Raw genomic sequence first — 12860 nt, 5'->3', positions numbered from 1 at the left:
GAAAAGGACGCGCTAACATCTAATTAGGACTAATACGCATAAACTGCGGCGATAGTACCACCCGTTTTTATGCGGAGGGTAAATCTATCTGCAAAGTATGATTCGATCGCTCATTCCGCGCTCAACATTAAACGCAGCCGGCCGCCGGCGCCCCACACCTGACATTGCCAGGAGTCGCAACGCTGGCTCAGCTGATTTAAATAGGTATTGCCAAGCGTACCGAGAGGCACACCATTGCTGATTTGAATTTGATGATCGCCGGTATTTAACGTTGCGTTAAGACCAGCCGAAACAAGTATCAGGTTTTTCAGTTCACTGTGGTAATAACCGACAAGCAGTGGAAACTGACCGGGTAAATTAGCCTGATGCAATAATTGGTTTACCTGCTTGAGCAGCGCGCCCATCTCGGGTAAACGCTGGCGCTGGTGAGAAAGCTGTTCTTGCAGTAATCCATTAAATAAGGCGCGCAACAACAGCGCCGCCAGCACACCGTTATTTTCTGCACGCGTCACGTCCAGGCAATAAAACGCCAGGTCCTGACCTGATATCGGTGCGATATCAAGCACCAGGCCAGGGCTTTCAACAGAAACCAGTTGCCGATAATTGACCCGGCAACCGGAAATAACTTGCTGCACCGGAGGCTGAAGTTCCTGCAACAAATTCGCCGCGGCCTGAGGATTATCGACCAGCGCATCCCAGTCCTGGAACAAGCGCTCCTCTTCCTCAACGCGTGAATTAAACATATTGGGATAAAGACAAGCGAAAAGCGTTTCTTTTAAACGATTAAGATCTTTAACGGGTTTAAGAACGACATCCTGAACGCCAAGACGCAATGCTTTAGCGATATCCGCCATATTTTCTGTCGCCGATATCACAAGCACCGGCGTTTGCATGCCCCGATTGCGTAACGTCTCAATGAGGACCAGGCCATTCATGCGCGGCATAGCAAGATCGCAAATCATCAGATCGGGATTATTTGCTGCCAACAGCTCAAGCGCGACAACCCCATCTTCTGCCAGCAGCGTTATCGCGCCTAAAGATTGCAACCACGAATCCAGCAGAGAGCGGAAAACGGGCTCGTCTTCAACGATCAGTATCTGTTTTCCGGCCAACGGCTGCGTCATCTTATCTCCCCTGCCTGACGATAGATCAATAGTGGCATGCTTCGCCGATAATCGCCTGTCAGAATTTGCTGAAGTCTATAAAAAATCTACTTACGAAAGGGTCCGTACTAAAGGAAGCAACTCATCCATTTTCTTTTCTGTCGCCAGTTGCCCCGCAGCAATAGCAGCATCAGCTCGATGAAAATCGAGTGTCGAAATTTGTGGGCAGAGAGGTTGCAACAGAATATCTGGCGGATCGCCAGCCATACGATTACGTTTGAGCCGGTTTTCAAGCACCTGAATCGAGGTACTCATGATTTCCATCGCCGTCGGCGCGATCGGCCGTTTTGGCGCGATCCGCCCCAGCCGTTCACGCAGACGTTGATGCCAGCGCTGCGTGGCAACCGTGTCGCTGTCTTTATCATTATTAGAAAGATTCACCGACAGCAGATCTTGCTGCATCAGATGGGCGTCATGCTGCAAATCTACGGCAATCACCACATCCGCACCTAACGCGCGGGTAAGGGAAACCGGTACGGGATTCACTACCGCGCCATCTACCAGCCAGTAACCGTTATGCGGAACCGGTGACATTAACCCGGGCATACTACAGGAGGCGCGAACAGCATGATGTAAATCCCCTTCAGTGAACCATAGCTCGCGCCCTGTGCTAAGGTTAGTTGCCACCGCGCCGAAGCGTTTCTGGCAATGGTTAAAATCCGCGAACGGCAGCAACTGGCGATACTGATTGAACACGCGTTCACCGCGCAACAGACCACCACGCTGCCAGGAGAGATCCATCAGTCGCAACACATCCCAGTAGCCAAAAGAGCGTACCCATTTCTCCAGTGCCGGCAGACGACCACACGCGTAAGCGGCACCGACCAGTGAGCCAATGGAACACCCCGCTACAATATCAATTTCGATACCGGCACGCTGTAATGCGTTAATCACGCCGATATGCGCCCAACCTCTGGCCGCGCCGGAACCGAGCGCCAGACCAATTTTCACCTTTCTCATAACGCTTATTTTACTTCCCCCGGCTTACTGTAGCCACAGCGCTACGGCTCAGTTAACATATCGCTACCCTGGCGCTAACGCGCCGTTATTTTTATTCCTGGAATGCTATTTTGTCACAATCTTGCCCTTGCGGTAGCGCTCTGGAGTATAGCCTATGTTGCCAGCCTTATCTGTCTGGTGCGCAGCTTGCGCCGGATCCGTCACGCCTGATGCGATCGCGCTATACGGCTTTTGTGTTACATCAGTCAGAGTACCTGGTAAAAACCTGGCACCCATCTTGTGGCGCGGAGGCGTTCCGCCAGCAAATTGAAGCGGGCTTCGCGGCGACCACATGGCGCGGGCTGACGGTATTTGAGCATGCTTACGACGAAAATGATAATGAAGGCTTCGTCAGCTTCGTGGCGCGGTTTAATGAGCACGGCAAAGACGGCGCAATTATCGAGCGTTCCCGATTCTTAAAGGAGAACGGCCAGTGGTACTATATCGACGGAACGCGGCCGCAATTTGGCCGTAACGATCCCTGCCCTTGTGGGTCAGGTAAAAAATTCAAAAAGTGCTGCGGGCAATAGGCCTGCCAGCACCTTATAGCAAACACCATCAACAGGATTTACCCGGCAATGCATTCAACACAACGTAAAATTTTGCGCACCATTTGCCCCGATCAGAAAGGCCTCATCGCGCGAATCACCAATATTTGTTACAAGCACGAACTGAACATTGTGCAGAATAATGAATTTGTCGATCACCGCACCGGTCGTTTCTTTATGCGTACCGAGCTCGAAGGTATTTTTAACGACGCCACATTGCTTGCGGATCTCGATAGTGCGCTCCCGGAAGGTTCGGTACGCGAGCTGAATCCAGCCGGTCGCCGCCGCGTTGTCATTCTGGTCACCAAAGAGGCGCATTGCCTTGGCGATCTGCTGATGAAAGCAAATTACGGTGGCCTGGATGTCGATATTGCCGCCGTGATTGGCAACCATGAAACGCTGCGTTCTCTGGTTGAACGGTTTGATATTCCGTTTGAACTGGTTAGTCATGAAGGCCTGACGCGTGAAGCCCATGACCAGCAGATGGCACAGGCCATTGAAGCACACCAGCCGGATTACGTGGTACTGGCGAAATATATGCGCGTATTAACGCCAGAATTCGTGTCCCGCTTTCCGAATAAAATCATCAATATTCACCACTCGTTCCTGCCCGCTTTCATTGGCGCCCGCCCCTATCATCAGGCTTACGAGCGCGGCGTGAAGATAATCGGTGCCACTGCGCACTATGTGAATGACAATCTGGATGAAGGCCCAATCATTATGCAGGACGTGATCCATGTGGATCACACCTATACCGCCGAAGATATGATGCGCGCGGGCCGCGATGTCGAGAAGAACGTATTGAGCCGCGCGCTGTATCAGGTGTTAGCGCAACGCGTGTTCGTTTACGGCAATCGCACGATTATTCTTTAACCATTAATAAAATGTGTTGTTCGGCTTTGCAGCGTTACGGGCAAAAAGCAGACAACTGATTCATTTTTCTCGTTTCAACGCTTTACAGCGGCGCGTCATTTGATATGATGCGCCGCGCTTCCCGAGATGGAAGCAGGCCAGTAAGAAATAGCTTTACTCCGTGGTGGGGTTCCCGAGCGAGCATAAGGTAGCTGACTGCAAATCTGCCGTCATCGACTTCAAAGGTTCGACTCGAGTGCCAGCGAGAGAACGTTGCCAGAGGCAACGCCCCGAAGGGTGAGGAGCGTTAGCTCCGAATAATCCTTACCTTTCGCAACATCACAATACTGTAGTAGCCCCGTGGTGGGGTTCCCGAGCGGCCAAAGGGAGCAGACTGTAAATCTGCCGTCATCGACTTCGAAGGTTCGAATCCTTCCCCCACCACCATTATTCATCACAGCGATGTGATAACACCGTTAAGTGGTTTTGATGCATGCACTTAGTGGGAAGGGTGAGAACCTTCGATTAAGGTTCGACTCGAGCGAAGGCGAGAGAACGTTGCCAGAGGCAACGGCCCGAAGGGTGAGGAACAAAGTGACGAATAATCATTCCCCCACCACCATCTACATCCTGCATCGACAATTTGATTTTCCCCTGGTGGGGTTCCCGAGCGGCCAAAGGGAGCAGACTGTAAATCTGCCGTCATCGACTTCGAAGGTTCGAATCCTTCCCCCACCACCATCCTTAAATGAACTTCCTGTTTTATCATTTACTCCGATTCCTCAGATTCTCCGTTCGGGGAAGGACGAGAACCTTCGATTAAGGTTCGACCCGAGCGAAGGCGAGAGAACGTTGCCGCAGGCAACGGCCCGAAGGGCGAGGACCGCAAGCGACGAGTCATCCTTCCCCCACCACCATCCTTAAATAAACTTCCAGTTTTACCATTTACTCCGATTCCTCAGATTCTCCGTTCGGGGAAGGACAAGAACCTTCGATTAAGGTTCGACCCGAGCGAAGGCGAGAGAACGTTGCCGCACCGGGAAACCTGACGCGCGTCTGGCAGCCGGGCCTTACAGCGGCGGTAACCGCCGTTTAACCGGCGAGCTTTTCACTATCGACGTATTACACTGCGCATATTCGGCAATGCCATCCAGTAACGTATCCAGTTGCTCAATCGAGCGCACCACCAGCCGCATAACAAAACAGTCTTCCCCCGTCACTTTGTCGCATTCGATGCACTCCGGCAGCGCCTGGAGCATTTTATCCACCTTCTGCAACATGCCTGGCATCGGGCGAACACGCACCAACGCCTGCAAGCGGTAATCCAGCGCGGCCAGGTTTACGCGCGCGCCGTAGCCTTCAATTACGCCGCGCTCTTCCAGCCGTTTCACGCGCTCTGCCGTGCTGGGCGACGTCAGCCCCACTCTCGCACTTAACACCTTCAGTGACTGGCGGGCATCCTCGGCCAGAGAGGCCAGAATCGCTCTGTCGATATCGTCAATAAGGTAATCCATCATCTTCACCTAATTTTTAAAGGAATTGGCCGTCATACACCTTACAACAACCATATAAAGCTGGCCGCCGTTTTTTCGCAATATGCCAACAACCTTCAGGAGATGAAAAAATGAAAACTATCCCTAATGGCACCTGGCAGATGAGCCTGGCGATGCTGATTTCCGGGTCGATTGGCGCATTTGTGCTGCTTAGCGGTCTGCCGGTGATTGATGTTGTGTTCTGGCGCTGCCTGATTGGCGCAGGCGCGCTATTTCTTTTTATCCGCTTTGGCCGCCAGCCGTTCGCGCGCCTTGCGTTCCCGGTGTTACTGCTGGCGATAGCGGGCGGTATCGCGCTGGTGATTAACTGGCTGCTGCTGTTCGCCGCTTACAGCCGCATTTCAATGGGGCTGGCAACCGTGGTCTACAACACCCAGCCTTTTATGTTAGTGCTGATGAGTATGTTGCTCGGCGAGCGCGTTACGCTTACGAAGTGGGGATGGCTGCTGCTGGCGTTTTCCGGCGTTGTCCTCTTGTTACTCAGTGAATTGCATCATCCGAACACCCAGTGGCTTCTCGGCATTGCCATGGCGCTGGGTGCTGCCTTTTTCTATGCCGTCACCGCGTTAATCGCCCGCCACCTGAAGCAACTTCCGCCACAGCATATCGCCCTGATTCAGGTATTAACCGGCACGGTGATGTTATTACCGCTGGTGCATCTGCCTGCGGCCGGCGGGACATTCCCGTGGGGTATTTTGTTAACGCTCGGCATTGTGCATACCGGCGTGATGTACCAGTTGTTGTATAGCGCGATACAAAAGCTACCCACCCCGCTGATTGGCTCGCTGTCGTTGATCTATCCGCTGGTGGCGATTGTGGTGGATAACGCGCTGTTCGGGCATACATTAAGCGCGGTGCAAATGGCGGGTGGCGTGTTAATTCTGCTGGCTGCCGCAGGCAATAACCTTGGCTGGGGTGAGCGGAAAAGCGCGCCCGCGACAATGCCAACGCGACAGTAAAAAACCCCGCGTTGCGGGGCTTTTTCTGATTAGCGACGGGCGCGAACAATCTGGTATTTGCGTGTCAGGTACTCTACCGGCGCGCTCCAGATATGCACCAGGCGGGAGAACGGAAACAGCACAAACAGCGTCATGCCCAGCACCAGGTGCACGCGGTAAATAAACGCCACACCCTCAAGATGCGAGGAAGCGCCAACATGGAACGTCACGACCGACTGCGCCCAGCCAACCAGCTTCATCATTTCGCTGCCATCCATATGCCGGGCAGAGAACGGAATGGTCAGCAGACCCAGCGCACACTGCACCATTAACAGCGACATGATCAGGATATCCGCCGTGGTTGAGGTCGCACGAATACGCGGGTTGAATAAACGGCGTTTCAGCAACAGCAAACCACCCACCAGGCACAACACGCCGCTGGCACCACCGCCAATCATCGCCATCTTCTGTTTCACTTCAATCGGCAGGAAGGATTCATACATCCAGTGCGGTGTTAACATACCGAGGAAGTGACCGGCAAAGATCCCCAGAATACCGATATGGAACAGGTTCGACGCCAGCGTCATCCCTTTACGATCCAGCATCTGGCTGGAGCCCGCCCGCCAGCTGTACTGACCATAGTCGTAGCGCAGCCAACTGCCGAGCAGAAAAACGGCGCCGGCAATATACGGATAGATGTCAAAGAAGAACATATTAAGGAAGTGCATTAGCGCTCTCCTCCTGTTGTGATATTCAGATATTGCGGCGCAACGGCACCGGCAAAACGACGCTGATGCGCAGTGATGTCGGCATCACCGCAGCCCTGTTCGGCGAAGAATTTCACCTGCTCTTCTTCCCACACAGCATCCAGCGCCTGCGGCGTATCATCGCGGGCTTCACCGGCAATTTTTTCCGCGACCTGCGCGCTATCCACCTGCATATTCGCCAGCGATAACAGCGCGTCGAACAGCGTTGCATAATGGCTTTCGCGCTGCGCTAAACGCGCTTTTAACAGCGCGAGGATCGGCGCGATATCCTGCAAACCACCGATAGCCTCAGACCGGGGCAGCTGCGCCAGATATTCCAGATAGAGCGGCAGATGGTCCGGCAATTCACGGCTATCCAGTTGCAGGCCGTGGCGCTCATACTGCGCCAGCAGATCGACCATCGCCTGCCCGCGATCGCGGGATTCACCGTGGACGTGTTCGAACAGCAGCAGCGAGGTTGCGCGGCCACGATCGAACAATTCGCTGTAATTCGCCTGGGCGTCCAGCAGATCCTGAGACGTCAGATCCCGCAGGAAGACGCCAACCCTCTGGGCGTCGGCTTTTGTCAGGTTTTCACCCGACGCCAGCGCATCGAAAACTTCCTGCTGATGCTGCCATAAGGCAGCATCCGGGTACTCGAGCAAACGGGAAATAACCACAAGTTCAATCATGGGTGCGGCTCCGTTTTCACTGTGACATCCACCGCGTCAATGCGACGGCTGTTGAACAGGTTGAATTTGGTATCCGAACCGTGGCAACCATCGCCGAAGCTAAAGCCGCAACCGTTTTTCTCCGGGAAGGCTTCACGCGCCAGCTCACGGTGGCTCGACGGCACCACGAAACGATCTTCATAGTTAGCAATCGCGAGGTAACGGTACATCTCCTGCGCCTGGGCGGTTGTCAGGCCAACTTCTTCCAGCGCGCGGGTATCTTCCACACCATCCACAGTTTCCGCACGTTTGAAATGGCGCATTGCCAGCATACGTTTCAGCGCCAACAGAACCGGACCGGTGTCGCCAGCGGTCAGCAGGTTTGCCAGGTACTGCACCGGAATGCGCAGGCTTTCCACATCCGGCAGAATGCCGTTGCTGCCCAGTTCGCCCGCATCCGCAGCAGACTGGATCGGTGACAAAGGCGGCACGTACCAGACCATCGGCAACGTGCGATATTCCGGATGCAGCGGCAGCGCCAGTTTCCAGTCCATCGCCATTTTGTAAACCGGCGATTTCTGCGCCGCGTCAATCACGCTCTGCGGCACGCCATCTTCCAGCGCCTGAGCAATCACCGCCGGGTCGTTTGGATCGAGGAACACATCCAGTTGACGCTGGTAGAGATCTTTTTCACTCTCGGTGCTGGCGGCATTTTCAATCGCGTCGGCGTCGTACAGCAGAACGCCGAGGTAACGAATACGGCCCACACAGGTTTCCGCGCAGACTGTCGGCATGCCCGCTTCAATGCGCGGGTAGCAGAAAATGCACTTCTCGGATTTGCCACTCTTCCAGTTGAAGTAGATTTTTTTGTACGGGCAGCCGGTCACGCACATGCGCCAGCCGCGGCATTTATCCTGATCGATCAGCACAATGCCGTCTTCTTCACGCTTGTAGATAGCACCGCTCGGGCAGGTCGCGACACAGGCCGGGTTCAGGCAGTGTTCGCACAGGCGCGGCAGATACATCATGAAGGTGTTTTCAAACTGGCCGTACATCGCCTTCTGCATGTTCTCGAAGTTCTGATCGCGGCTCAACTTGTCGAACTCACCGCCCAAATCATCTTCCCAGTTCGGGCCTGCGGTGATTTTGTCCATCCGCTGACCGGTTATTACCGAACGCGGGCGGGCAATCGGCTGATGTTTGCCTTCCGGCGCGTTATGCAGGCGCTGGTAGTCAAAATCAAACGGCTCGTAGTAATCATCAATTTCCGGCATGTGCGGGTTAGCGAAAATTTTACCCAGCAACATCGGACGGTTACCCATGCGCGGTTGCAGTTTGCCGTTGATTTTGCGGATCCAACCGCCCTTCCATTTTTCCTGGTTTTCCCAGTCGGTCGGGAAGCCGGTGCCCGGTTTGGTTTCCACGTTGTTGAACCACGCGTACTCCATCCCTTCCCGGCTGGTCCAGACGTTTTTACAGGTCACTGAACAGGTATGACAGCCGATGCACTTATCGAGATTCAGCACCATGCCGACTTGTGAACGAATTTTCATTTTGCGCTCTCCTGTACCTGGTCATTGCCTTCGCCATCCAACCAGTTAATGTTCTTCATCTTACGCACCACCACGAACTCATCGCGGTTGGAACCGACCGTGCCGTAGTAGTTAAAGCCATAAGCCAGCTGGGCGTAGCCGCCGATCATATGGGTCGGTTTCGGGGTGATACGGGTAACGGAGTTGTGGATACCACCGCGCTGCCCGGTAATTTCTGACCCCGGCAGGTTCACAATACGTTCCTGCGCGTGGTACATCATGGTCATACCGGCCGGCACACGCTGGCTGACAACCGCACGAGCCGTCAACGCACCGTTGGCGTTAAAGACTTCGATCCAGTCGTTATCCTCAATGCCGATCTCTTTGGCATCTTTATCGCTCATCCACACCACCGGACCACCGCGCCCCAGCGTCAGCATCAGCAGGTTGTCGCTGTAGGTGGAGTGGATGCCCCATTTCTGGTGCGGCGTCAGGAAGTTCAGCGCTTTTTCCGGGTTACCGTTGGATTTCGTACCCATCACTTCTTTCACCGAATGGGTATCAATCGGCGGACGGTAAACCAGCAGGCTTTCGCCGAAGTCACGCATCCACTGATGATCCTGATACAACTGCTGGCGACCGGAGAGCGTGCGCCACGGAATCAGCTCATGGACGTTGGTGTAACCGGCGTTGTAGGAAACGTGCTCATCTTCAAGGCCAGACCAGGTGGGGCTGGAGATGATTTTGCGCGGCTGCGCCTGAATATCGCGGAAGCGAATTTTCTCTTCCTCTTTATTCGTGGCCAGATGCGTATGGTCGCGACCGGTAAATTCACTCAGCGCCGCCCAGGCTTTCACCGCCACATGGCCGTTGGTTTCCGGGGCCAGCGTGAGGATCATCTCTGCGGCATCAATGGCGGTATTGAGCATTGGTTGCCCTTTCGCCGGGCCGTCCGCTTTGGTGTAGTTCAGCTTACGCAGCAGATCCATTTCGCTCTGGGTATTCCAGGCGATGCCTTTACCACCGTTGCCGATTTTTTCCATCAGCGGGCCGATGGAGGTAAAGCGCTCGTAGGTTGCCGGATAGTCGCGTTCCACCGGAATAATGTGCGGCGCGGTTTTGCCCGGGATCAGGTCACACTCGCCCTTCTTCCAGTCTTTCACACCCAGCGGCTGCGCCAGTTCAGCGGCGGAGTCATGCTGAATTGGCAGCGTCACGACATCGGTCTCTTTGCCTAAATGCCCAACGCACAGCGCAGAGAAGGATTTGGCGATACCTTTATAGATTTCCCAGTCGCTTTTCGATTCCCATGCCGGGTCAACAGCGGCAGAAAGCGGATGAATAAACGGATGCATATCCGAGGTATTCATGTCGTCTTTTTCGTACCAGGTAGCGGTTGGCAGCACAATATCCGAGTAGAGACAGGTGCTGGACAGGCGGAAGTCGAGAGTCACCACCAGATCCAGTTTGCCGTCGAGACCGTTGTCATGCCATTCCACCTCTTCCGGTTTCACACCGCCCTGTTTGCCGAGATCTTTGCCCTGAATACCGTGTTCGGTGCCCAGCAAGTACTTGAGCATAAACTCATGGCCCTTACCGGAAGAACCCAGCAGGTTGGAACGCCAGATAAACAGGTTACGCGGGTGGTTTTTGCCGTTTTCCGGCTGTTCCGCTGCGAAACGCAGCGAACCGTCTTTCAGCGATTTAACGGTGTAATCGACCGCGCTCATGCCCGCTTTTTCCGCTTCAGCGGCGATACGCAGCGGGTTGGTACCCAGTTGCGGCGCGGACGGCAGCCAGCCCATACGTTCAGCGCGCACGTTAAAGTCAATCAGATGGCCGGTATAGCGGGATTTATCCGCTAACGGCGACAGGAATTCCTGCGCAGTTACTGTTTCGTAACGCCACTGGCTGGAGTGGTTATAGAAGTAGGAGGTGCTGTTCATGTGACGCGCCGGACGCTGCCAGTCGAGGGCAAATGCCAGCGGCTGCCAGCCGGTTTGTGGACGCAGTTTTTCCTGGCCAACATAATGCGCCCAGCCGCCGCCGCTCTGTCCCACGCAACCGCAGAAGACCAGCATGTTGATGATCCCACGGTAGTTCATATCGAGGTGATACCAGTGGTTCATCCCGGCACCGATGATAACCATAGAACGGCCATGTGTTTTATCGGCGTTATCGGCGAATTCACGGGCGATACGAATAATTTGCGCCTGTGAAACTCCGGTGACTTTCTCAGCCCAGGCTGGTGTGTAGGCTTTAATTTCGTCGTAACGGGTTGCGCAGTTCTCATCACCCAGACCGCGATCCAGGCCGTAGTTCGCCATGGTCAGGTCGTAAACCGTGGTCACCAGCGCAGTGGAACCGTCAGCTAATTGCAGGCGTTTAACCGGCAGTTTGTGCATCAGGATATTATCAAGTTCAACGCCAGCGAAATGCTCGGTGTTGTCGCCACCGAAGTACGGGAAGCCGACCTGCGCGATATCGTCGTGTTTGCCCAGCAGGCTGAGATTCAGCTCAACATCCGCACCGCTGTTGCCGTCGCGCTGCTCAAGGTTCCACTTACCTTTTTCACCCCAGCGGAAACCGATGGAGCCATTCGGCGCGGTCAGGTTGCCTTCGCTATCGAGGGCAACGGTTTTCCACTCCGGATTATTTTCCTGGCCCAGCGCATCCACCAGATCGGCGGCGCGCAGCATGCGGCCTGCCGCATAGTAACCGTCGCGCTCTTCGAGCATCACCATCATCGGCATGTCGGTATAACGACGAACGTAATCGGTGAAGTACTGGCTCGGTTTATCGAGGTGAAATTCACGCAGCATAACGTGGCCCATCGCCAGCGCCATTGCCGCATCGGTGCCCTGCTTCGGCGCCAGCCACAAATCACACAATTTGGCGATTTCGGCGTAGTCCGGCGTTACCGCAACGGTTTTGGTGCCTTTGTAACGTACTTCGGTAAAGAAGTGCGCGTCCGGCGTACGGGTCTGCGGAACGTTAGAGCCCCAGGCGATGATGTAGCTGGAGTTGTACCAGTCGGCGGATTCCGGCACGTCGGTCTGCTCGCCCCAGGTTTGCGGAGAGGCTGGCGGTAAGTCGCAATACCAGTCGTAGAAACTCAGGCAGGTGCCGCCCAACAGGGAGAGATAACGCGCGCCAGAAGCGTAAGAAACCATCGACATCGCCGGGATCGGCGAGAAGCCTGCGACACGGTCCGGGCCGTACGTTTTCACGGTATAAACGTTCGAAGCAGCAATCAGTTCATTCACTTCCTGCCAGGAGGAGCGCACAAAACCGCCGCGACCACGCGCCTGTTTAAAGCTCTTCGCTTTTTCCGCATCTTCGATGATGGAAGCCCAGGCATTAACCGGATCGCTGTGCTGCGCTTTCGCTTCACGCCACAGTTTGATCAGGCGTTTACGCATCAGAGGGTATTTCAGGCGGTTCGCACTGTAGAGGTACCAGGAGTAGCTGGCGCCACGCGGGCAGCCACGCGGTTCGTGGTTCGGCATATCCGGACGGGTGCGCGGGTAGTCTGTCTGCTGGGTTTCCCAGGTGACCAGACCGTTCTTCACGAAGATCTGCCAGCTGCACGAGCCCGTGCAGTTTACGCCATGGGTAGAACGCACGATTTTGTCGTGCTGCCAGCGGTTACGGTATCCATCCTCCCAGTCCCGGTTGGTGTTTAAGAGCTGGCCGTGCCCATCGGCAAAGGTTTCGCCTTTCTGTTTGAAGTAGCGAAACCGGTCCAGGAATTTACTCATCGGGGGTTCTCCTGTTGGAGCCTGTCAGGCTCTCTTGGTAAATCGACATTGCTGCAATTGCGGCGAAGGTAACCCCCACAAAGACAAAGAGAATTGA

The 12860-nt window shown here is 54.8% G+C and carries 10 protein-coding genes, 2 tRNA genes and 3 other RNA genes; 8 read left to right on the top strand and 7 right to left on the bottom strand.

The genetic code is table 11. The annotated features are described in order from the left end of the window. Nucleotides 1–110: 110 nt before the first annotated feature. A complete protein-coding gene (gene rssB / locus DFO56_RS04075; protein ID WP_016495833.1) occupies nucleotides 111–1124 on the bottom strand; it encodes a two-component system response regulator RssB in 1014 nt (337 codons plus the stop codon). A gap of 90 nt (nucleotides 1125–1214) precedes the next feature. Then, entirely contained in the window at nucleotides 1215–2123 is a 909-nt protein-coding gene (gene rssA, locus DFO56_RS04070; RefSeq protein WP_045513490.1) for a patatin-like phospholipase RssA, read from the bottom strand. A gap of 110 nt (nucleotides 2124–2233) precedes the next feature. On the opposite strand from rssA, the gene DFO56_RS04065 reads away from it, so the two are divergent. From DFO56_RS04065 to DFO56_RS04035, 7 genes are all read left to right on the top strand, one after another. Then, on the top strand, nucleotides 2234–2692 hold the full coding sequence (locus DFO56_RS04065) for a YchJ family protein (protein ID WP_072051664.1): 459 nt from the start codon (nucleotides 2234–2236) through the stop codon (nucleotides 2690–2692). A gap of 48 nt (nucleotides 2693–2740) precedes the next feature. Continuing rightward, nucleotides 2741–3583: a formyltetrahydrofolate deformylase gene (purU, locus tag DFO56_RS04060; protein ID WP_016495830.1), complete on the top strand. Its 843-nt coding sequence runs from the start codon at nucleotides 2741–2743 to the stop codon at nucleotides 3581–3583. Nucleotides 3584–3756: 173 nt separating this feature from the next. After that, nucleotides 3757–3899: non-coding RNA, RtT sRNA (locus tag DFO56_RS04055), on the top strand. Between the two features lie 25 nt (nucleotides 3900–3924). After that, nucleotides 3925–4009 (top strand) — tRNA-Tyr (locus tag DFO56_RS04050). Nucleotides 4010–4052: 43 nt separating this feature from the next. Next, a non-coding RNA gene (locus DFO56_RS04045) (RtT sRNA) lies at nucleotides 4053–4184 on the top strand. A 34-nt stretch (nucleotides 4185–4218) separates the two neighbouring features. Then, a tRNA-Tyr gene (locus tag DFO56_RS04040) sits at nucleotides 4219–4303 on the top strand. Nucleotides 4304–4346: 43 nt separating this feature from the next. Beyond that, nucleotides 4347–4479, top strand: a non-coding RNA gene (locus DFO56_RS04035) — RtT sRNA. A gap of 153 nt (nucleotides 4480–4632) precedes the next feature. On the opposite strand, the gene DFO56_RS04030 is transcribed toward DFO56_RS04035, so the two are convergent. Continuing rightward, a complete protein-coding gene (locus tag DFO56_RS04030) occupies nucleotides 4633–5076 on the bottom strand; it encodes an Lrp/AsnC family transcriptional regulator (RefSeq protein ID WP_044489636.1) in 444 nt (147 codons plus the stop codon). Between the two features lie 110 nt (nucleotides 5077–5186). Between DFO56_RS04030 and DFO56_RS04025 the strand changes: the two genes are divergently transcribed. Further along, entirely contained in the window at nucleotides 5187–6074 is an 888-nt protein-coding gene (locus DFO56_RS04025) for a DMT family transporter (RefSeq protein WP_045513495.1), read from the top strand. A gap of 29 nt (nucleotides 6075–6103) precedes the next feature. Here the strand turns inward: DFO56_RS04025 and narI are convergent, their stop codons facing one another. The 4 genes from narI to DFO56_RS04005 are packed head-to-tail and all read right to left on the bottom strand — an operon-like array spanning nucleotide 6104 to nucleotide 12763. Beyond that, on the bottom strand, nucleotides 6104–6781 hold the full coding sequence (gene narI / locus DFO56_RS04020; RefSeq protein ID WP_045513497.1) for a respiratory nitrate reductase subunit gamma: 678 nt from the start codon (nucleotides 6779–6781) through the stop codon (nucleotides 6104–6106). Continuing rightward, nucleotides 6781–7491 carry a nitrate reductase molybdenum cofactor assembly chaperone gene (narJ, locus tag DFO56_RS04015; protein ID WP_045513500.1) on the bottom strand — a complete coding sequence of 237 codons (711 nt, stop codon included), beginning with the start codon at nucleotides 7489–7491 and terminating at the stop codon, nucleotides 6781–6783. The genes narI and narJ overlap by 1 nt, the downstream gene beginning before the upstream one ends. After that, complete coding sequence (narH, locus tag DFO56_RS04010) at nucleotides 7488–9023, bottom strand: nitrate reductase subunit beta (protein ID WP_045513502.1); 1536 nt, start codon at nucleotides 9021–9023, stop codon at nucleotides 7488–7490. The genes narJ and narH overlap by 4 nt, the downstream gene beginning before the upstream one ends. Further along, nucleotides 9020–12763, bottom strand: coding sequence for a nitrate reductase subunit alpha (locus DFO56_RS04005; RefSeq protein ID WP_045513503.1), 3744 nt, complete (start codon nucleotides 12761–12763; stop codon nucleotides 9020–9022). The genes narH and DFO56_RS04005 overlap by 4 nt, the downstream gene beginning before the upstream one ends. Between the last annotated feature and the right edge of the window lie 97 nt (nucleotides 12764–12860).

It is taken from the genome of Kosakonia sp. AG348 (genome assembly GCF_003337365.1).
In the GTDB taxonomy this organism is placed as follows: Bacteria; Pseudomonadota; Gammaproteobacteria; order Enterobacterales; family Enterobacteriaceae; genus Kosakonia.
The sequence above is the reverse complement of the archived record's forward strand: the minus strand, read 5'-3'. Positions and strand labels throughout refer to the sequence as shown.